The organism is Moorena sp. SIOASIH (genome assembly GCF_010671925.1).
Classification (GTDB): Bacteria; Cyanobacteriota; Cyanobacteriia; order Cyanobacteriales; family Coleofasciculaceae; genus Moorena.
Genome location: NZ_JAAHIH010000006.1, coordinates 63,851 through 83,515, shown reverse-complemented (window position 1 = coordinate 83,515; position 19,665 = coordinate 63,851). Strand labels below are relative to the sequence as shown.

Sequence of the window (19,665 nt, the reverse complement as noted above, 5' to 3'; positions counted from 1 at the left end):
TTGTATATTTTCTTCATTCACAATGTATTCACACTATTAGTAGAAGATATTATATATATTTACCTTCTACATGGGGGGTTTAACCCTCTTGGGATGTAATTCCTATCTTGGCAACAAAAGAGTTAAAGCTTCCGTGTTAAATTCGTAACACTTGGAAGCCAAGTTGGGTTTCTTCTAAATTGTGATATTTCTTGACAATAAAGACGTCGCGACAACCACTTAAACAATCTTTAAGAATCAGCAAGAGTTCAAAAAGCTTGCCGTGAATTTACTTAAATAGTTCTCTGGAATACTGCAAGAGCTTTACCTGATTTTTATTTCAGAGCCACCCTAGCTGGTTCTTTTAGCAATCTGACCCTGACAAAGGCTTTATTAATAATATCTGAATCATTCAAACCTCTTGAAGAGCCTTTTAAATTAACTCTTCCGGATCCGGTAATCAGTAATAACACGTACATAGCTCACACTCACTCAATTTCGGTTACTTCACATTAATTCGTCCTAACAATCTATGCACCGAAAATCTAGCTGTTGATTCCATAATAACTATGTGCTTACGGCTAATCACCGATAGTATTGTCATGGCTTCAGGGATATTGCTTATTATTATTTATATCCCTAAAAAAGCCAATCTATAATCAGTGAATTTACGGAATCGTCTCTTGGGTTACAGGGGTAATCTTCAGTATTATAAATAGCTGTAAATGTTAAAGTTTACCCTTCTTACTTACGTGCTTGACCCTGATTACTTGCTTTTCTATTTCACCAGCGAGATGACAACCAATCGAGAATCAGTGAATTTACGGACTCTGGGTTTTCGTCATGAGGGCAGTGACCAGCCTTAGGAATCCCTACAAATTTGACGTCTTTACCCTGATGACTCTGCTTTTGGAAGATGGTAGCACCAGAAATCGGTGTCCAAGGGTCTTCTTCTCCCCAAAGAATGAGTAGAGGACTTTGTAACTTCGGTAAAAGTTCACTAGGTCTAGGACCAGGAGGAGCAGTAAGAACTGATGCAAATACCTTTTGAGCACCGGGATCACAAGCAGGCTGGTAGATTAACTCTACAAGTTCCTCTGTAATGGCATCTGAATCACAGTAGACTTGACGGAGGGTGCTGCGGATGCGATTTTTCTGGCGGATACGGTTAAACAGGAACGGTCCAAAGGTTGGAGAGTTAACTAACCTGGTAAAAGCTGCCATCACCAACCGCAAAGGTAGATTTAGCTCTTCAGGGCGGTGATTGAGTCCACCAGCACTGTTGATTAAGACACCACCAGCAGCAATCTCAGGATAGTTTGTTACCACCATCAGACTTAACAGAGCACCAATGGAGTTACCGATAAATACGGTAGGTTCGTTGATGTAGGTATCCCAAAACTCCTTTATTTGTTGTTGCCACAACTCTACGGTGTAGGACAAGGCAGGTTTATCAGAACCTCCGAATCCCAGCAGATCGATGGCAAACACTCGATAACCCCCTGCAGCTAGGACAGGAATATTCTTGCGCCAATGTCCAATGGATGCCCCAAAACCATGAACCAACAGTAGAGGCTTACCAGTCCCCATTACGGTGTATTGAATATGGTTACCTTGCCAGTTCCAAACATGGTTTTCCGTAGTGTGGTATGATGTTAGTTCTTGTGTAGACACAGCTTTTTGTTAACTTTAATTAACTCACTCATCTTCATATTATTAGACATTTAGGTACTAAGTTGATTCTGGATTGTAAATTAGTTGTCTTAGAGCTAATTTATAGAGTAAATCTTAAGAGCTCAAATCCGTTGACAGATATGGATTTCAGCTAACAGGAGTCAAACTACGCCTAAATCATGAAAGCCTTGCACCGCAATGGTTATAGGTCTGTTTACCAATCAGCTCTTAAATAGTTGTCTTAAAAGAGGATTAAACATTACCTAGCAAGGCTTGATCAGGTCAAGGCTTCACTCTTTGACTCTCACCTTTCCACTCCCAGGAGGCTCCCACTTAACCTGCCCTTGGTAAGTGGTGAGACTGGGCATCGTATAGTTTTTGATCATAGTGACCTTAAAGCTAGAGCTGATCAGGATTTCGGGGCGCTTATCGCCCTCACAGAACATGAACAGATTAAATACAATTTAAATTTAGATGCGTGTTAGCTTAGGACTTAAGGTTTATTGACTTCTAGTAAACCCGCAGGAGGCGTAATCTCAATCCGACCATTTTCGAGATCGACCACTGGTGCGATCGCTTTCACAAACGGAATCAGTACCGTTGCTGGCTCTGGTTTCTTCTTACCCTTGGGTTGGCGTTTCTTGCTAGTTCGAGTGGGTGGTGGAGTTTCTGGCTGGGTTGGGGAGGGTTGCACTGAAGATTGCAATTTGACTTTCAAAAGGTCATTACCGGCTGGGATCACGTCTACGACTACCCCCACAGCTTCACCAGTGAGTTGATTAAAGACTTCAAGGTCAATCAAGTCTAAGATGTGATACTCATCTTCCTCTAACTCTGGGCGATCGCTGGCTGGTACCAACAGTTGATAACCGCGCAACGCCTCTGCCTGATCCCGGTTGTCTACCCCCTTTAGCTGCACAACATATAACCCTTTACCAGGGACAAAACGTCCCCAAAGTAATTCTACAGGTTGGGGTAGATTATTCCGGGGAGAGGAATCCCCCCTAACCCCCCGCGCGGAAGGGGCAAGTGGTGGTTTTAACCAGCGCTGTCCTGGCTCCTCAAACCTCTCCGGAAAGTCAGAACTTGGATAAACTCGCAACTCTCCTTTTAGCCCATGGGGGGAAACAATTCTACCGATTTCTAGCCAGTCGTCATTGGTCATTTGAGCATTTTTAGGTAAGTGAAGTAACCACTAAGGGCAAGGTAGTACCATAATCCCTAAAGGGGTCCGAGAGCGTGGATCATGGACCTGTCATTTTATTTTATCCTGATTTCCAGCATTTTGCTCAGAAAAAAATCATATAAAACACACTATAAATTTTCATGATAATTGTCTATAAAACCATCAAATAAAATCTGCAAATATATTCCATTAATCGGCAAATTACTATGGCTAAATTAAGGGTTATTAACAACTATAAAATTACTCACTTTTTTTTTGATAATAAATAATGTAACTAGATAAATTCTAAATAGGTTGTGAATAAGCTGGACAGGATGCCTACAATAAAAGGGATTGTGGGCTTCTGGATTTTAAAAACTCTTTTATAAACGTTATAGATACTAACAGTCTAATCAGAGTTACTTCAATCAACGCAATTGCCAATTAGCTCACCTTCGAGAGCTGAATGGCTTTGTAGAAGGGATTGAGATTGTCCAGGGTCTCCTGATGCTGGTCGGCAATGGCACCGGAGTGGGACAATTGTCTAGATTTGACCAAACCTTAATCCTCCCTCTTATCTTTGACTACATCATAAAGCTGATTTACACTAAATTATTCCTTTATCATCCTAATAATTTACATACCAAATGGTTAGCTATTTGTCAAATTTTTTATACATTCTCGGAGAAAGAAAACTCCGACTAATCCCTCTTCTGTTATTAATCTTACTAACCTCCCTCCTGGATACTGTAGGTATTGGACTTGTCGGGCCATTTATGGGGTTAGCTACTAACCCAAGGTTGATTGAACTAAATTCTCGGCTGCATTGGGTTTATGTCAAGTTAAGTTTAACTTCTGAAGTTCAGTTTATTGCCTTGCTAGGTTTAATCATTATTTTTGCCTTCTGGACTAAATCCTTATTAAGTTTCCAAGCTCAAAAATATATCTTTAAATTTAGCTTTACTCAGTACGGTGAACTATCCTCAAATTTGCTCCACGCCTACTTGGTAGCACCTTACACATTTCATCTCAGAAAAAATACAGCTTTTTTAATCAACACGGTCTTGGAAGACTCGGGAGTTTTTAGTGTAAAATTCATGATTCCTTTCCTAAAAACTGTAGCCAGTTTTATTATTATCTTGTTTTTAGTAATTTTACTAATAATTACCGATCCGATCGCAACAATTACTCTAGCCTTGATTTTACTAATTCCCTTGGGGATTATCTACCAATTTAAAGACAAAATTTCCGAATGGGGAAAAAAAGTATCTCAATCTAAGGAGGAAATGATTCGCATCATCAATCATAGCCTTGGAGGATTAAAAGAAACACGAATTATTGGTTGCGAATCTTACTTTGAAAGGCAAATGAGTGATCAAGTCGATCAACTGGTTAATGGCATGACATCGTTTCATACTTTTCAAGCTTTGCCTCGCATTATAATTGAAGCGATTTTAGTGACATTTTTAGTAGCTTTTGTATCTATAGTTTTAGTCTTTAACCTTGGGACAGAAAATATTATCGAAGTTTTAGGTATTTTCGCTTTGGCTTCCGTGCGCATGATTCCAGCATTTAGTCATTTAACATCTAATATTGCTTTGATGCGAAACTCCAGCTATTCGATTAATAAAATATACTTGGATTTAAAAGAGTTAGAAGAGATTGAAGTAGAGGAAATTTTTGAGCCTAAATATTTATCAGATTTATCTACCCTCTCCAACCCTAATACTCCCTCAGAGCAATTCAGGGATATTGTAAAGTCCATTGACATTAATAGAAGTCTATCACCGGAGGATAATCAGATCGAAATTGAGAGAATTACCTACCGCTATCCCAAGGTTTTAGACCCTACTATTATGAACATATCCTTGACTATCAACAAAGGTCAATCTATTGCTTTAATCGGTAAATCAGGCTCAGGTAAGACAACATTAGTTGATGTAATTTTAGGTCTGTTAGCACCTGAAAGTGGTGAGATTAGGTACAAAGGTCAATCGATATATAATAATCTGCGTTCCTGGCAAAATTTACTTGGCTATATCCCACAGTCGATTTTTCTCATAGATGACACAATCGAAGGAAATATTGCCTTTGGTGTTCCAAAGCATTTGATTGATCGAGAACGATTAGATCAGGCTATCCAATCTGCTCAACTTGCGGAGTTTGTTGACCAATTGCCTGAAGGAGTTAACTCTGTTGTTGGTGAACGGGGAGTGCGTTTATCTGGTGGTCAACGCCAACGGATAGGAATTGCTCGCGCACTTTACCATCAGAGAGAAATTTTAGTCCTAGATGAGGCGACTTCTGCACTAGACAATGAAACTGAACAGTTGGTTAATGAAGCAATTAAATCTTTGAATGGCACTAAAACGATGATTATCATTGCCCACCGTCTCTCCACGATTGAACATTGTGATTGTATCTATTTGCTCGATCAAGGTCGCTTAGTGAAGTCAGGTACTTATCAAGAGATGATTTTAAATGAACAAAGCTTTAATTTTTGAATTGGAAAGGAGCAGGAGCAGGTTAGTTATAGCAATTCTCTCTCCCATGAGGTGCAAAGAGATCCCCCTAAATCCCCCTTAAAAAGGGGGACTTCAGCTCCACCTAAATTTCCCTTAAAAAGGGGGAATTCAGCTCCACCTAAATTTCCCTTAAAAAGGGGGAATTCAGCTCCACCTAAATTTCCCTTAAAAAGGGGGACTTCAGCTCCACCTAAATTTCCCTTAAAAAGGGGGACTTCAGCTTCACCTAAATTTCCCTTAAAAAGGGGGACTTCAGCTCCACCTAAATTTCCCTTAAAAAGGGGGACTTCAGCTGCAATATCAAACCTGCTCCTAAATGACTAGCTTACTTTTACTAAAACTAAATTATCTTCTTCCTTTGTTTCATAGCTTGTCAAGGGTTTGTCTGCAGGTCCTTTCGTTACTTTGCCATCTAAATCAAATTTAGAACCGTGGCAAGGACAGTTAAATATTTTATCCTCTTGCTTCCAATCAACGCTACAGCCTTGGTGAGTACACCTAGGGTTTAGGGCAACAAGACTATTGTTGCTCAGATTACGCACGACCAGAATATCTGCTGTCCTGTCGATAATTTTGCCTTTTTCTTCTAACTGCTGCACTGTGCCAACGGCTTGGAATCCATCCTCTCGCACCGATTTATCAATATTAGGGGTTTTCTTTTCTGTTGCTTTTGGGGCACTTTGCTCAGGACTACAGGCGGCTAAGGCTACTGGTAGATAAGTAGCGAATGCACCAACACCAAACCAGCCCATAAATTTACGACGATCCATAGTATACCTCTACCTGGAAAACGATTTATTTTAATAATAAACCATAAACGATTAATATCATGTGGGGTTGAACACTTATAAATAGTAGGTAATAGGGAACAGGGAACAGGGAACAGGGAACAGGGGATGATTAGGGAGATTACCTACTATAATAAAGCTATATTTTTTGATAAATTATTATCTGAACTTGATATAATTATCTCATCTCTAAAACCAGGCATTTGGAATCGAAAGTATTACCAGCTAAATTAGCTGGATAATATCTTGGTCATTAGTTGGCATTTTGCCTTTTAATAGCAATCCTAAATCAATTTTGAGAATGTTTGTTCCCTGTTCCCTACTCCCTGCTCCCTGTTCCCTGTTCCCTATTCCCTTTGCTAAAGTTAGTTTGAATTCCTTTTAATTCTCTTTAGCCATAACTGGTTGGTTTTTACTCAATTGTTTCACTAGATTTTCACTAGAGTTAGAGAGCAACCAACGGTTATGTCTGGTAGCTGCAGCTGCTACAAATAATAAGTCTAAACCAACTAGGGTTCCGACAATCAATTCTGAGCCACCAGTGCTAAATCCATAACTGTGTAAACCAGTACCGAGAACAAAGTTAACGCCATACCAAGCCATCAACACAGCATTAAAACAAACTACACTAATGACTGCCATCCCAAAGTCTGCTAACCATCCTACCAGACGACCATGTAACGGGACTATGTAACACATTAGGGCAATCAACGCCCAGGTTTCTTTGGGGTCCCAACCCCAGAAGCGACCCCAGGAGAAGTGCGCCCAGATGCCACCGAGAATAATGCCAGTAGTGAGCAGTAAAACACCAATTTGTAGGACTCGATAGTTGAATTTTGATAGATGGGAAATTCTTTGAAAGGATTGGGGAGCAACTAGATAATGTCCTAAAATAATATGTCCTAATCCCATGGCTAAGGCAAAACTAGCATAGCTGAGGGTAATGGTAGGAACGTGGATACTGAGCCAGAAGTTGTCCCTTAGTACTGGTACAAGGGGGGCAATACTTGGATCTAGGACGGCTGGAAGAGTGTCTGCTAGAAGTAGACAAAGGATTGATAAAGGAGCAGCGGCTAACAGATAGTATTTTGCTCGGTAGATTAGCTCAAATACTAGGGCGATGGCGGCTATCCCAAATCCAACCCACACTACGGATTCATACATATTGGTAACTGGGGGACGTCCGGCAATTTCCATGCGGGTGATAAATCCGTAGCCTTGGATGAAAAGACCTGTAAGGAAAATTCCTACTGCACCTGAGTAGAGGTCTAATTGCTTGACGGATAATCCTAATAACAGGACTAGTAATGCGATCGCATAAATTTTCCAGGCTTTACTAAAGGGGCGAAAACTAGAGAAGTTAACTTCCCGTTGCAGCACGGAATCCTTGGGGTAAATTTCAGGGCTAAGAGCGGCTAACTCCTGATGTAGTGTTTCCGCGACTTGCCCAACCTCAACAGTAGTCAGTAGGGGATCTAAACGATAGGCTTGTTTGAGTGTTTGGTAACTCTGCTGTAGAGGGGTAATTTGTTCGTTGGTGTAATACTGTTGCGATTGAAGTATGCTTACCCAAGTGCCTTTACTATCACTGGGATGGGGAACTAGGGGTAGGGTATCGGTACCTACCGTGCGTAACATTAATGCCAGTCTGTCTTCTATAGTGAGGGCTTCTCGTTCGTCTCTGGTCAGCTCAATGTTGTCAGCTTGTTTTTGATTGGCTTCCAGAACGATGGCACCTAGGTTGGAACTGACTAATTCTCGGAAGGAGAAGTATTTTCGTTCTAGGTCAAGGCCAATTTTTTCTTTGAGGGGGCGGTAGGTCAGTAGAATGAAGGGTTCTTGGTTCCAGTCTCGGTTATTAAACCATAGGGATAGGTAGGTTTGGAGATAGTTGAGGGTTTGATTGTTTTCTAGGCGGTAGTTAGTGGAACCGTGGATTTTGGCTACGGTTTCTCGGGCTACGGTGTCTAAGGGTTTTTTGCGCCCATCCAGTTGAACGGCTAGGGTTTGTAAGGGGTCTAGGGGTGATGGTTGGAGTTGGGTTGGAGGTATGATTAGGATTAGGATTCCGAGACAGAGTCCGATCAGGAGTTGGAGTGGTTTCATCAGAGCACAGCGGTAAAAGCTAAACAGAGGTAAACGCTAATCTGAACTAGAACAAAGTATGCTAGGGGGAATGATAGTACAAGGGAACTTCGGATTTGGGCACACAGAACACAAAAGGACAGGTTTAGAAATAATTTTGGTACTAAACATGCTGTCAAACGTTTAACCTGCAACGTTCTTGAACCTTGGCCTTTCGGCCACGCGTGCGCGTTCAACCTACCCTACGGGAACGCCAAAGGCGAACGACGTTTAACCTGCAACGTTCTTGAACCTTCACCCTTCACCCTTCAACCTTCAACCTTCAACCTTCAACTTTCAACCCTCAACCTGCAACCTACAACTTTAAACCTCCTCTGGCTGGTGGCGCAGTTTTTTAGCTACCCCTCGACCATAGAACATGATAGTGATGCCACTGATTACTAGACCAGAGCCTGTCCAAGTTAAAGCAGTTACCCAGGCTGGTTCTCGCTTGATTTGTAGGGTTGATTGTTTTAAGTCACCGGGATTCCAAGAAGCTTGGGCTATTTTCCAGCCTTGATACCAGGTGGGATGGTTCATCCAAACGTTGCGCTGGGAGATGACGTGGTGATCCCGGTCTTCGATCCGGATTTTGCTAGTCCACATGGCAACGGAATCACTGCCTTCATTGCGTTCTACGATGAAGTCTTCTAATGCGATCGCAAACGGCAGTTGCAAGAGTTTGGGACTAAAGGCAGCAAAGATTTCTCCTGTTGGTTCGTTAATCGTAGTCGCCTCGCCCCAGGGTAACCAGGTTTGGGTTCCGGTTTCGGTGCTGACTAATAAGGCTGGTACTCCCTTAACGGTTGGGTCAAATACAGGTATGACCTCACGATTGATTTTGCCATGGGGAATATACTCGTCTAGGGTAATTTGGAAGTCTGCCCAACCAGGACTGACAGCTTTCCCAATGTCTAAGGTACCAGATTTAAATCCTTTCGAGGAATGGGCAGCATAGAATAGCTGACCTGATTGAGTCACGATTACCCGGAAATAATCCTCTGATTCCTGGGGTTTAATGTTATAGCTAATCTCAATTCCTTCTAGGGGTTTTCCTGATACCACTGAACGAATTGGCGGAAAGTTGTCCTTTCCAAACACAAACCAGCGTTCAACCCCTTCTGGTGTGGATACCTCCAACTGTACTGCCGGATTTCTCAGTTGTTGGGAGGCCGTGGTCCGTTGGTTGTTGGCGTCTAGTCGGAAATCCGGCCAAAAATCGACGACTTTGACTGAGGAGTCTGGGGCTTGGGATGACAGAGCTTGTTTTATATCGATAATCTCTGTATCTATCGTGTCCCTTTCTTTTGAAGTTACCTCAATGCTACCCCAAGGACTCAGATTTTGTTCTTGAGGGGGGGATAGCAGAGATTTTCCTTTTCCTGTCGCTACCGTATCTACCTGAATGATTTCTAATTCAGCTGGCCCAATCCCTACTTTGCTATAGGCTACTGGGGCTACAGCTAAATAGCGCTCTAGGGTTTGCCCCATGCGATCGCTTTTCAAGCGTAATCGCACTGCTGGATTATCTACTGCTAGATTATCTGCCGTTGCCCCTTCGGTAAAACTGACTGTTTTGATGGTGTTGTCGCTGTAGCCTACCAAAGACAGTTTACCAATTTGCTTGGGCATGACTGAACCATCTGGCTTAATCAATACATCAGCCTGCTGCAACTGTGATGATGGTGTCATCACTTCTAACAATTCCCCTTCAACCCGAATCTGATTCTTGGAAGCGGTATCGGTGCGCAAAGGTAACATTCCCTCTACACCTAAGTGGATTACAGCTGCTGAACCAGCGATAATTACGATGATACCAAGATGGGTCAGAGCAAAGCCGATTTTACGCGCACCTCGCCAGGGGTAGCGATACAGAGCTGAGACGGCTAGGTTGAGGGCTAGTAGGAACATTAAGGCCCCAAACCACGGACTTTTGTAAATCTCCTGTTGCACGGCAGTTGACCCTACCTGAGATTCGTAAAACGTCGCCCCAATTAAGATAGCGACAATAATACTAAGTAAAGGGACAGCTAGTTTAATCGAGCCAATAAATTTCAAGGTATGCTCAAGCATATAGCAATCCTAGGTTATTTGTGAACATACTGCTCAAGATTGGGACCACACAACATGGTTAAGTAACTAAAAGGTAATTAGGAATAGTTTTTACCAATAATTTAGGACTTATCTCTATATAATACACCCTGGGATAAAACAATTTTATCAACATAAGCTCTTTCCTAAATTATGTTTTTTTTTCGCTTTTTTAAAACTAAGCGATCGCTTTTACCAAAACGCCTTAACGTCATGAACAAATACCATTAATTTAAATTAATACTGTATTAATTTATACATTTAGCAAGTTTTTAATCTTAAAGGTGTACTCAATTAGTCTACTAATAGTCTACTAAATTAGACATTGCTAAACGGTTGCGTAAACGCGATCGCTAACATCAGACTTCGATACTGGCCATATTAGCGTCTGTCTACAATTTCCCATCTGTAAGGAATTGTGATTAACACCAGACCGAATCCAGATCACGTTTGAGGTTATCTATGCTGTTGTACACTAGTCCATCTAGCCAACTTACCACAACCAATCCTGAGGAAGTACTGAAGCGATATGCTAGGGGAGAACGGGATTTTCGGGGCATAAATCTGAGTGAGGAAATGTTGAGTTGGGTAGATCTTGAGGGGATAAATCTCAGTGGTGCTCAGCTTTATGTATCTATTTTAGAAGGGGTTAACCTTACCGAAGCGAACCTTACTAGAGCTAACCTCAGTTGGATAGACTTAACTGCAGCTACTTTAATCAAGGCAAATTTGACTGAAACTAACTTACACAAAGCCGATTTGCGTGGAGCAGATTTGAGTGGTGCTAACCTTCAGGGGTCAGATTTAAGTGGTGCTAACCTTCAGGGAGCGGATTTGAGTGGTGCTAACCTTCAGGGTGCGGACTTAACTAGTGCAGTAATGTCTCGTAGTTTTGATATCGGTATCTTAAAGTTGGCAGCTTTATAGACAGATCTTGTTTAAGGTTGGTTTGTTTAAGGTTGAAGGGTTGAAGGTTGAAGGGTTGAAGGTTGAAGGGTTGAAGGTTGGTTTGTTTAAGGTTGAAGGTTGAAGGGTTGAAGGTTGAAGGGTTGAAGGTTGAAGGGTTGAAGGTTGGTTTGTTTAAGGTTTAATAACCTGTAACTTTATAACCTGTAACTTTATAACCTGCAACTTGTAACTCCTTGTAACAGCCTGTCACCTATGGTAATAGTGTTTTCAAGATAATAGCTCTTGGAGCACTTTAGTGATAATTGTTTCAGTAATTTTGCCAACTAGGATTTCTTTCTCTTGCTGATTACTGTCTATAAATGTGAATTGAGGTACACCAGTCACTCGGTATTTTTCAATGGGTTTAGCCCACTGGGTATCATCTACATTTAGCATCACAAAATTCACGGTTTCTCCATACTTTTGGTGTAATTTGTTCAGGATGGGAGCCATGGATTGACAAGTGGTACACCAGTCAGCGTAAAATTCTATTAAAGTGGGCTTATTATTGCTCAGAGCAACGTCATAAGGGACAGATTGCTTTGCCATTGTCTTGATTAGAGCTAACCCAGCCACGGTTGAACTACTCAGGCTAGATACATCAGAACGAGTTAGGAAAAATGTTCCAGCTGCGAATACAACAGTGATTATTCCTACAACAATGCTGAGTTTTGCCCTGAGTTTTCCTTTCTCACTATTCATGATTACCTCTTGCCAAAGTATTCTCTTGATCCAATATACCTCCCACACCTCCCTATTCCCTATTCCCTATTCCCTATTCCCTATTCCCTATTCCCTATTCCCTATTCCCTATTCCCTATTCCCTATTCCCTATTCCCTATTCCCTATTCCCTATTCCCTATTCCCTGTTCCCTATTCATTGATAGTAATAGGCCAGAAATATGTGAAATCCTAGCATGACAAAGAAGACACTAACTAGGAAGATATGGGTGGATAGCCAGATAGAGCGTAGATTACGAATTAGGGGGCCTTTAGATATACCCGGTAGCATTGTGCCAACGCCATCCTTTGCTGGCACCCAACCAAAATATTTTCTAGGAGATTCCAGCACTCCGGTTTCCGCGACAACACCTACTAAAGCCGATAGGGTTACACCAAAGAATACCCAAAGGAATATAGAATTAAAATTTTTACCCGTCGCCCCAAGAGTATGAATTAATGTTGTTCCTAAAAGGGCGACTCCCAGAAAGATATGTAAACTCCGCCACAGCTGTATAGAACCAGGAATAGTAAACTTAATCATCCAGCCACGACTACGCTTTCTAGCCGTTAGTACCATCTCAAACAAGACAAAGGCTAGGGATAGATAGCCGGTAATTTGCTTATAACGTTCCCCTTGTAAAAGCTGATACCATTTAAAGTAATTGTCCCGCAGCATCGGTAGATAAAGGGGACTGAGGGCAAAGGGAGTCAGAATTACCACACAGATGAAGGTGAGGATGATTAAGGTAGAAAATTTGGGCTTCATAACATAGTGGCTTTTCGGTTAAACCGATTTTGTAAGCATTCAGCAGTCAGCAGTCAGTAGTCAGCAGTCAGCAGTCAGCAGTCAGCAGTCAGCAGTCAGCAGTCAGCAGTCAGCAGTCAGCAGTCAGCAGTCAGCAGTCAGCAGTCAGCAGTCAGCAGTCAGCCTTTGGGTGATAGCTGATAGCACCTCAAGTAGCGTGCGCGTAGCGCTAATCGCTGATAGCTGATAGCTAATAGCTGATAGCTGATAGCTGATAGCTAATAGCTAATAGCTGATAGCTGATAGCTGATAGCTGATAGCTGATAGCTGATAGCTGATAGCTGATAGCTGATAGCTGATAGCTGATAGCTGATAGCTGATAGCTTAAACATTTCCCCTAAAAATTAGGTGCCTTTTAGAGGCAGATTAATGATGATACCACCCATGACTTCGCCCATCTCGAAGACTTTGTCAGGATAGCGCTCTTTGTGTACAGGATGGGTGTTGTGGCAAGTGATACAGGCTTCAGCCACAGCTTTATCAGGGTAGACGGCAGAATAATAGGTTGTACCAGCAATTTCTTGATAGTCTTTGTAAGGCTCACCAGTTTCAACCACTTCTGCCATGGCTTTCTTTTCAAATTCAGATTTTGGCGCTTGGTTATCGTTGATGTTCCAAGGGGAAATTAAGCCATAGGTAAACTCTCCGTTCTCAGAAGCAATCTCTGCTCCTAAACGGAACATCTGAGCTGGAAGAGGAATACCACCAGTTTGTTGCCAACCTTCAGTGGCTTCCGCATCAACTACTCCCTTTGGCTTGTCTTTACCTTCTAATTTCGTCAAGCGGTTAATGACGTGCTTGGTGTAAGCGGTGCGGTCTGCTAACAGCACGGTATGGATATAATCCACAACTAGTTCTGGAGCAACACCTGCAGCTTGCTGACTGGAACCGCCGCCACAAGCGACAACAGTGACGCAAATCGCTAAACCTAAGGCAATTAATCCCACAGCTTTGGTTTTGATGCGATGTAGCAATGTCTTGATTGCCATGATTTCGTGTTTCCTCTCGTTCTATTTAATTACTATGACGTAGCTATAACATGGCTATGACTAACGCTAATCATTATTAGCGCTAGCTAGTAGCGTTAGCTACTAGCGTTATTTAGTAGCTAACGCTACTAGCTTTAACTACTACTAGCGTTATTTAGTAGCTTTAATTAGTAGCTTTAACTACTGTTCAGCCTGACTCGACCGTTTTTTCTCCAATGCACGAACTAGATCAAAGGTTTCTAGATTCAGGCTAGGAGGTCGAGCAAAGTTTTCCTCCACTAGCTCATCGTCGAAGATGCTGTTATAGCTATACTCGACGCTGTGGCAGTTCATACAAACTTCCTTAACCATGCGATCGCGTGGTTTAAGAGTAAACGTATTGTTGTGATTAACTACAACAATTGTGTTTTCTGTGTTTTCCAGCTCCTGACGAGGTAGATGACAGGTAGCACAGGTCACCGATTCACCATTAGGTCTGGGTAAGGTGCCTTGCTCGGCAAATAGTTCGCCATGCTTTGAGTTTTGATAGTTGAGGGAGTGGGTGTCATTATGACAGGTCAAGCAGGAATCTACAGAGGCTTGCCAGGTATCTACAGAATGGACATTGTGACAGCTGTTGCAGTTCATTTGCTTGTCCATGGCTGACTCTTTCATCGGCAAATGAGCCATTGCTGGTGTCAAGGGAGATAGTCCTTCTGAGATCCGAATGCCATGCTTACCAAAGAGAAACGTTTCAACTGCTACCTCATGGCAACTTTGACAACTTTCCTGGGTTGGTTTAACCACTAATTCTTTAGTTTCAGAGTCTTGGTGACAGCTAGAGCAGTTAACGTCTGCTAAGGCATGAGCACTGCCTTCCCACAACTGATTAATCTCAACTAATTCCGCTTGGGAAAGCGATGCAGCGGGGTCTTTGGGCACACCCCCATTAGTGGCTACATCAATAGCAGTGTTTGCGTTACCTCGGATACCGCTGACCAAGATAAATCCAATTAGGACGAGTACAATCACAATCAGTTTTTTCATGACTCGCTCCCCAGGAATTCTTCACCTAAATCGGGAGTAGGCGGTTCTTCTAATTCCGCAGTAACTGTCCGCTCCAACAGTACAGGTTCTGGCAACATCGGCAACTGATCGATATTCTGACGCAGGAATCCTGTAGAGATGGAGCGGTGGTCATGGAAGTTATGACAGCCTGCGGTCCAGCAACCATCCGGAGCAAATCCTGTATGACTGGCTAAGTCACCGGTGATGATGCCTTCATGGCAAGCCATACATAGGTCTGGCTTGAGGTGAACTCCTCGCCCAAACATATGGACGTGTTCGTTATGACAAGCAGTACAGGTCAGTACATCTATCTTGGTTAAGAGTTCAGCCCAACGGGGGTCACGGAACTTTTTAGCTCCGTGAGCATCTGCTGCCATTTCGGCTTCGTGACAGCGCATACAGGTTTCGTTGGTGACCGGTTTAAACCTCTCATGACAGGAGTTACAGGACACCTCAAACAAAACATGCCCCTCCGAGGTAGTGCCAGGAAGGAACACACTGCGATGATCTAACGCGAAGGCAGCGGTTAACCACGTCAGTAGGATCACCATCACACCGATGATGACTACTTTGGATTGGAGAATAGTGGGCTTAAAAAACTTACCGAGATTGCTTGCCATTTTTAACTATTTACAACCCCATGGCTTACAACACCATGGCCAGGATCAGGGTAACAATTGCACCAGCTCCAAACACTCCACCGAATAATGGCCAGTTAATGTTGCTTTCTGGCACCTCATACTGTTGGGGGCTGGCTGTTGTCGCCTCTGGTTTTGGGGAATCTAACTCCACTTCTTCAGAGGAATAATCCGCACCATCCAACATGATGGTGGTAATGGCTCCGTAGGCATCTACCCAGGCTTGCTTGACCTCTGGTGTCCAATCCGCACCCAAGTATTGCTCAAAGGTTTTTAGGAGGCTATTGCCCACTAATGGATAATGTTCTGGCAGGGCTCCATACTTAACATGTCTCGCTCCTAGCCCTTTGAGGGCTGCACCGAGGGTATCTGGATTGCGTAGATTTTCTACTACCAGTACCAAGGAAGCCAGCAGTTTTTTCTGTTGCGCCACCATATCCGTGGTATCAAACAGAGGCTGGGCGGCTGGATAATCGGTGAATAGATTTTCGTAGAAGCTGGCTACAAATTCTGTAGCGCGAGGCTTAACCTGATCAAAGCTTTGTTCTAATAGTTCGACTTGTAAAGACATTGTTCTATATCACTTCCTGTGAGTTACATGTTATTTACATGGGATTTAACTGTTAGCTTGGCACCGAGCCCCCGATAATTACTTCAGCCGACTTCTGGCTTGGAGTTAATTAGCGATGCAGTGCGGTCTTGGGGGTTCCCCCCATGAGCAACTGCATCAAGAAAGGTAGACACCTTGACATCCCCTAAAGGTAGATGCCCAGTGGAGATAACCTCCCACCAGGCAGGATTGTAAAGATGTCTAACTGTGTAAGGTTCCCACTGACTAACACTGACTAAGTCGATGTGATTAGATCAATAGTCCATATCGAGATATAACGATAGGTTTCACAATTAGGAAACATCGTAGCTTTTGTTACAAATTATTTATAAAAATGAATAGTATGCATCAAACTATTGCATTTAATACATTTTCGATTTGATAATTAGGCTTTTGTTGGAGAACGCTTAAATTGGAGTCCGATATTCGGGTCGGAAAATCAGCTGTTCGTCGGATCAGTCTCCTCTGTTATCGAGATAGTAGTCAAATGCACTTAATTTGGTTGGTGCAGTTAATTTTTTATTGCCGTGAGGCAACGATTAAACAATGCTGAACATTTTAAAACAAGCCAGTCTTGCTGGACAGCAGGAAAATTTTTCATTACTAACTCACCATCTTCAGCAGTTGTCCTTAGGGAAAAATGGTCAGACACAGCAGCGGTTAAATGATGAAGAGTTTCAGCTAGCTTTGAGTCTGGGATTACAGGTCCTCAAGAGTGGGGATTTTCAAGAAAAATGGGATTTAGTAAAGGTGCTACCAAAACTGGGGAAACCCGTTATTGCTCCGGTGATCAGCATCTTAGAAGATGAAGCACTAGATTTGGAAGTCCGTTGGTTTGCTGGTCGAATCTTAGGTCAGTTTGATGACCCGGCAGTTGTGATGGTATTAGTCAAATTGCTGAAGGATGGTGAGGATGAAGAGTTAGCCTATATGGCTTCTGAGGCACTGGCAAACATTGGGACTTCAGCAGTGGCGGCTTTAAGCCGTTTCCCAGAATCCCCAGAGGCCAGATTATTGGCAGTGCAAGCCCTGGCTCATATTCACCGTCCGGAAGTTATTGAGCCATTGCTGAGTGTGGTTAATGACCCCAGCTGGGAAATACGGGCTACTGCTATTGAAACCCTCAGTAATTTTCGCTCACCTTCAATTACTCCAGTCCTGCTGAATGCCTTAACTGATAAAGTGGCAGCGGTCAGGAAAGAAGCGGTGATTGGTCTAGGGTTACTACGCACTCAGTTGCCAGATTTAGATCTAGTCAAGCGGATTAAACCATTGCTTTATGACCTGAATTTGGAGGTTTGCCACCAAGCTGCGATCGCACTTGGACGTTTAGCTACCCTGGAAGCCCATCAAGGGTTAGTTAAGGCACTGCAGTCACCAGCTACACCAATCAGTTTACAAATCGAGATTGTCCGTGCGTTCAGTTGGGAGTTTACTACCAATTCCCTACAACAGTTGCAAGCAGTGCTGAGGTCGGCACCCACACCAGTCTGTCGGGAAATCATTAGCGTCTTGGGGATGGTAGAGTCAGATTATTTGAAACCCAAAGCGGCTGAGATTTTGATCGACTTTTGTCAATCAGGACAACTGGCTACGGAAAATCACCAAATCAAACAAACTCTAGCCATGTCCCTAGGACAATTAGCTCAATCTGAATCAATACCCTTACTGAAAGACTTGGTCGCAGACTCAGATCACTCGGTGAGCTTGCATGCGATCGCAGCCCTCAAAAAATTCCCATTGTAAATTTTGATTGTAAATTCCCATTAGTCTAGGGGCGTCAAGCCTTCAGGGCCTACCGTTGCTAACGCTTGCATTTTTTTGTGCTATACTCTATACTTGTGGTTTAATTCAGAAGTGGGCTACCCCTTAAATCAAATCCCTAAGGTGGACTTGAATTGAGGACAGCCTTTCTGAGCCATCCATAGAGACAACAGCAAAATCAATAAAAAGCAAAGATATTGCGGAGCAAGCGTGGTTTAGCAGCCAATTCTGGGCGTTTGCTTCATGATTTTGCCACAAAAATTTGCTAGCATCAAGTACACTCGCGAACCCTAAGGGACGATTTGGCAGAAGGCCGTTGAGTAGTCCAGCCTCAATTGTTCCTAGACTTGCTCTGTGGATGGAGAAATACGAGTGAATATAAATGACGATCCCGTATTCAAAGCACTTCTGAGTTCACTGAACACGAATCCAGGCTTTGACTTTACCAAGCACCAAATTCCAGCTCAAAAGTGCCTCAAACTTGAATCACTAGATACTAAGCAATCCTATGCACAGCCGGAGCTGCTCTATGCTGCTCTAGAGGAACTCTCTATGGGTCTTGAAGAACTCAGCGAGAAGTATGAGGCTTTGCAAGCGGCTTATGCTGTCTTAGAATCACGGCAACAACATTACCATAATTTGTTTGAATTGGCTCCTGAGGGTTACCTGGTAACCAATGCTCAGGGAATTATCCAAGAAGCAAACTATGCAGCTGCTAGTCTACTAAACGTACAGCAGTATTATCTGGTGGGTAAACCGCTGATTACCTTTATCTGTGAAGCTGAGTCTAATCGCTTCCGCCACCAACTCCACCAGCTCCAGGAATTGCAAAAGCTCAAGGACTGGCAATTGGTGTTGTGTCCACGGCAAGGTAAACCTGTAGCGGTTGAGATGTCAGTGTCTGTCTGTTGTGACCCTCAAGGCAATGTGGCTAGCATCCAGTGGCTCATACTCAATGTGACTGGGTTGTTGAACCGCTAAAAGAGCTCGGAGTCAAAGAAATCAGGGTACTACAATCCGGTTTTAGCATTACCCTTTCTCTGGAATTGAGCAAACCCCTGACTAAGATCATCAATTGCATACCACAGATGGCTGATTGCCTCTATCCCCATCTTATTCGATCATCAATTAACTTCCCTGAGCCTCTATTCACCGATTAGTGTGGCGGGAATCGGGAATCGGGAATCGGGAATCGGGAAAAAATACGGCGTTGCTTAATAATGGAATGATTTTAAGAGTTTTGTGGAATAGGCATCTTGGTAGAACTGGCATCTTGCCAGTTTCATGCTTATTTTCGGGCGGGCAGGATGCCCACTCTACTCCTATTCATTCAAAGATTCAGCAAGCCAAAAATACTGTGTACCTGATAGTTATGAAAAACCCTGTAACTATCAGACAAATTCGGTTTCAAAGGTTAAACTTTTCATCTTCTAGCAGCATTTCAATTACTTCTCGCAAATTTTCCTTTAATTCGTCTAAGGTTTCTCCCTGAGAATGTGCGCCTTGACATCCTGGAATATAACCAACGTAGAGATTGGTATCCAAATCTCGCTCAACAATTGCAGTAAATGTTTTCATGACATTCTAGTTTTTTAATTTCATAAGATGTTAACAGTTAGATTTTGATTAAGAGGATATCTGAAAAGTTTTTTGATATTGAATTTTGCCCCCCTAGCCCCCCAATTCTGGGGGGAACAAGAATCATTTTGCTGGTAAAAGTCCCCCGCCCCCCTAACCCCCCAATTCTGGGGGGAATTAGCGGATGCTTCGCTTTTTTACAGATGGGGACCAACGG

At 42.9% G+C, this 19,665-nt stretch carries 18 protein-coding genes; 5 read left to right on the top strand and 13 right to left on the bottom strand.

Annotated features, from left to right (window positions below; translation table 11 throughout):
- Window positions 1-762: 762 nt before the first annotated feature.
- Both F6J90_RS32510 and rimM read right to left on the bottom strand, forming a co-directional pair.
- A complete protein-coding gene (locus F6J90_RS32510) occupies window positions 763-1,653 on the bottom strand; it encodes an alpha/beta fold hydrolase (protein ID WP_293103518.1) in 891 nt (296 codons plus the stop codon).
- A gap of 493 nt (window positions 1,654-2,146) precedes the next feature.
- Window positions 2,147-2,818: a ribosome maturation factor RimM gene (rimM, locus tag F6J90_RS32505; RefSeq protein WP_293103515.1), complete on the bottom strand. Its 672-nt coding sequence runs from the start codon at window positions 2,816-2,818 to the stop codon at window positions 2,147-2,149.
- A gap of 800 nt (window positions 2,819-3,618) precedes the next feature.
- Here rimM and F6J90_RS32500 point away from each other — a divergent pair.
- The gene (locus F6J90_RS32500) at window positions 3,619-5,322 is read left to right on the top strand and encodes an ABC transporter ATP-binding protein/permease (RefSeq protein WP_366513953.1); all 1,704 of its coding nucleotides are present in this window, start codon (window positions 3,619-3,621) and stop codon (window positions 5,320-5,322) included.
- 341 nt (window positions 5,323-5,663) lie between these two features.
- Here the strand turns inward: F6J90_RS32500 and F6J90_RS32495 are convergent, their stop codons facing one another.
- The 3 genes from F6J90_RS32495 to F6J90_RS32485 form a co-directional block, all read right to left on the bottom strand.
- Window positions 5,664-6,113, bottom strand: coding sequence for a Rieske (2Fe-2S) protein (locus tag F6J90_RS32495; protein ID WP_293103509.1), 450 nt, complete (start codon window positions 6,111-6,113; stop codon window positions 5,664-5,666).
- Between the two features lie 399 nt (window positions 6,114-6,512).
- Window positions 6,513-8,237 (bottom strand): cytochrome c biogenesis protein CcsA, encoded by a 1,725-nt coding sequence (gene ccsA / locus F6J90_RS32490; RefSeq protein ID WP_293103507.1) that lies wholly within the window; start codon window positions 8,235-8,237, stop codon window positions 6,513-6,515.
- Window positions 8,238-8,579: 342 nt separating this feature from the next.
- Window positions 8,580-10,328: a cytochrome c biogenesis protein ResB gene (locus tag F6J90_RS32485; RefSeq protein ID WP_293103504.1), complete on the bottom strand. Its 1,749-nt coding sequence runs from the start codon at window positions 10,326-10,328 to the stop codon at window positions 8,580-8,582.
- Between the two features lie 480 nt (window positions 10,329-10,808).
- Here F6J90_RS32485 and F6J90_RS32480 point away from each other — a divergent pair, with 480 nt between their 5' ends.
- Window positions 10,809-11,273 carry a pentapeptide repeat-containing protein gene (locus F6J90_RS32480; RefSeq protein ID WP_293103501.1) on the top strand — a complete coding sequence of 155 codons (465 nt, stop codon included), beginning with the start codon at window positions 10,809-10,811 and terminating at the stop codon, window positions 11,271-11,273.
- Window positions 11,274-11,522: 249 nt separating this feature from the next.
- Here the strand turns inward: F6J90_RS32480 and F6J90_RS32475 are convergent, their stop codons facing one another.
- Window positions 11,523-11,996: a thioredoxin domain-containing protein gene (locus F6J90_RS32475; RefSeq protein WP_293103498.1), complete on the bottom strand. Its 474-nt coding sequence runs from the start codon at window positions 11,994-11,996 to the stop codon at window positions 11,523-11,525.
- A gap of 9 nt (window positions 11,997-12,005) precedes the next feature.
- On the opposite strand from F6J90_RS32475, the gene F6J90_RS32470 reads away from it, so the two are divergent.
- A complete protein-coding gene (locus F6J90_RS32470; RefSeq protein WP_293103495.1) occupies window positions 12,006-12,215 on the top strand; it encodes a hypothetical protein in 210 nt (69 codons plus the stop codon).
- Here the strand turns inward: F6J90_RS32470 and F6J90_RS32465 are convergent.
- The 5 genes from F6J90_RS32465 to F6J90_RS32445 form a co-directional block, all read right to left on the bottom strand.
- A complete protein-coding gene (locus F6J90_RS32465; protein WP_293103492.1) occupies window positions 12,172-12,783 on the bottom strand; it encodes a hypothetical protein in 612 nt (203 codons plus the stop codon). The two genes, F6J90_RS32470 and F6J90_RS32465, sit on opposite strands and share 44 nt — an antisense overlap.
- 383 nt (window positions 12,784-13,166) lie before the next feature.
- Window positions 13,167-13,811 carry a DUF3365 domain-containing protein gene (locus F6J90_RS32460; protein WP_293103490.1) on the bottom strand — a complete coding sequence of 215 codons (645 nt, stop codon included), beginning with the start codon at window positions 13,809-13,811 and terminating at the stop codon, window positions 13,167-13,169.
- Window positions 13,812-13,991: 180 nt separating this feature from the next.
- The gene (locus F6J90_RS32455; RefSeq protein WP_293103487.1) at window positions 13,992-14,837 is read right to left on the bottom strand and encodes a cytochrome c3 family protein; all 846 of its coding nucleotides are present in this window, start codon (window positions 14,835-14,837) and stop codon (window positions 13,992-13,994) included.
- Window positions 14,834-15,478 carry a cytochrome c3 family protein gene (locus F6J90_RS32450; protein WP_293103484.1) on the bottom strand — a complete coding sequence of 215 codons (645 nt, stop codon included), beginning with the start codon at window positions 15,476-15,478 and terminating at the stop codon, window positions 14,834-14,836. Before F6J90_RS32450 ends, F6J90_RS32455 begins: the two co-directional genes overlap by 4 nt.
- Window positions 15,479-15,503: 25 nt before the next feature.
- Window positions 15,504-16,067 carry a globin family protein gene (locus tag F6J90_RS32445; protein ID WP_293103480.1) on the bottom strand — a complete coding sequence of 188 codons (564 nt, stop codon included), beginning with the start codon at window positions 16,065-16,067 and terminating at the stop codon, window positions 15,504-15,506.
- A 585-nt stretch (window positions 16,068-16,652) separates the two neighbouring features.
- Between F6J90_RS32445 and F6J90_RS32440 the strand changes: the two genes are divergently transcribed.
- Both F6J90_RS32440 and F6J90_RS32435 read left to right on the top strand, forming a co-directional pair.
- Window positions 16,653-17,852 carry a HEAT repeat domain-containing protein gene (locus tag F6J90_RS32440; protein WP_293103477.1) on the top strand — a complete coding sequence of 400 codons (1,200 nt, stop codon included), beginning with the start codon at window positions 16,653-16,655 and terminating at the stop codon, window positions 17,850-17,852.
- A gap of 390 nt (window positions 17,853-18,242) precedes the next feature.
- Window positions 18,243-18,851, top strand: coding sequence for a PAS domain-containing protein (locus F6J90_RS32435; protein WP_293103474.1), 609 nt, complete (start codon window positions 18,243-18,245; stop codon window positions 18,849-18,851).
- Between the two features lie 168 nt (window positions 18,852-19,019).
- Here the strand turns inward: F6J90_RS32435 and F6J90_RS32430 are convergent, their stop codons facing one another.
- On the bottom strand, window positions 19,020-19,142 hold the full coding sequence (locus F6J90_RS32430) for a hypothetical protein (RefSeq protein ID WP_293044099.1): 123 nt from the start codon (window positions 19,140-19,142) through the stop codon (window positions 19,020-19,022).
- Between the two features lie 135 nt (window positions 19,143-19,277).
- Window positions 19,278-19,448 carry a type II toxin-antitoxin system HicB family antitoxin gene (locus F6J90_RS32425; protein ID WP_293103471.1) on the bottom strand — a complete coding sequence of 57 codons (171 nt, stop codon included), beginning with the start codon at window positions 19,446-19,448 and terminating at the stop codon, window positions 19,278-19,280.
- Window positions 19,449-19,665 lie beyond the last annotated feature (217 nt).

What these genes read in the sequence shown, in the direction of transcription:
- F6J90_RS32460 (WP_293103490.1), bottom strand. Translation starts at nt 13,811, where the DNA reads ATGGCAATCAAGACATTGCTACATCGCATCAAAACCAAAGCTGTGGGA.
- F6J90_RS32455 (WP_293103487.1), bottom strand. Translation starts at nt 14,837, where the DNA reads ATGAAAAAACTGATTGTGATTGTACTCGTCCTAATTGGATTTATCTTG.
- F6J90_RS32440 (WP_293103477.1), top strand. Translation starts at nt 16,653, where the DNA reads ATGCTGAACATTTTAAAACAAGCCAGTCTTGCTGGACAGCAGGAAAAT.
- F6J90_RS32445 (WP_293103480.1), bottom strand. Translation starts at nt 16,067, where the DNA reads ATGTCTTTACAAGTCGAACTATTAGAACAAAGCTTTGATCAGGTTAAG.
- rimM (WP_293103515.1), bottom strand. Translation starts at nt 2,818, where the DNA reads ATGACCAATGACGACTGGCTAGAAATCGGTAGAATTGTTTCCCCCCAT.
- F6J90_RS32425 (WP_293103471.1), bottom strand. Translation starts at nt 19,448, where the DNA reads ATGAAAACATTTACTGCAATTGTTGAGCGAGATTTGGATACCAATCTC.
- F6J90_RS32430 (WP_293044099.1), bottom strand. Translation starts at nt 19,142, where the DNA reads ATGCCAGTTCTACCAAGATGCCTATTCCACAAAACTCTTAAAATCATT.
- F6J90_RS32485 (WP_293103504.1), bottom strand. Translation starts at nt 10,328, where the DNA reads ATGCTTGAGCATACCTTGAAATTTATTGGCTCGATTAAACTAGCTGTC.
- F6J90_RS32475 (WP_293103498.1), bottom strand. Translation starts at nt 11,996, where the DNA reads ATGAATAGTGAGAAAGGAAAACTCAGGGCAAAACTCAGCATTGTTGTA.
- F6J90_RS32465 (WP_293103492.1), bottom strand. Translation starts at nt 12,783, where the DNA reads ATGAAGCCCAAATTTTCTACCTTAATCATCCTCACCTTCATCTGTGTG.
- F6J90_RS32480 (WP_293103501.1), top strand. Translation starts at nt 10,809, where the DNA reads ATGCTGTTGTACACTAGTCCATCTAGCCAACTTACCACAACCAATCCT.
- F6J90_RS32495 (WP_293103509.1), bottom strand. Translation starts at nt 6,113, where the DNA reads ATGGATCGTCGTAAATTTATGGGCTGGTTTGGTGTTGGTGCATTCGCT.
- ccsA (WP_293103507.1), bottom strand. Translation starts at nt 8,237, where the DNA reads ATGAAACCACTCCAACTCCTGATCGGACTCTGTCTCGGAATCCTAATC.
- F6J90_RS32450 (WP_293103484.1), bottom strand. Translation starts at nt 15,478, where the DNA reads ATGGCAAGCAATCTCGGTAAGTTTTTTAAGCCCACTATTCTCCAATCC.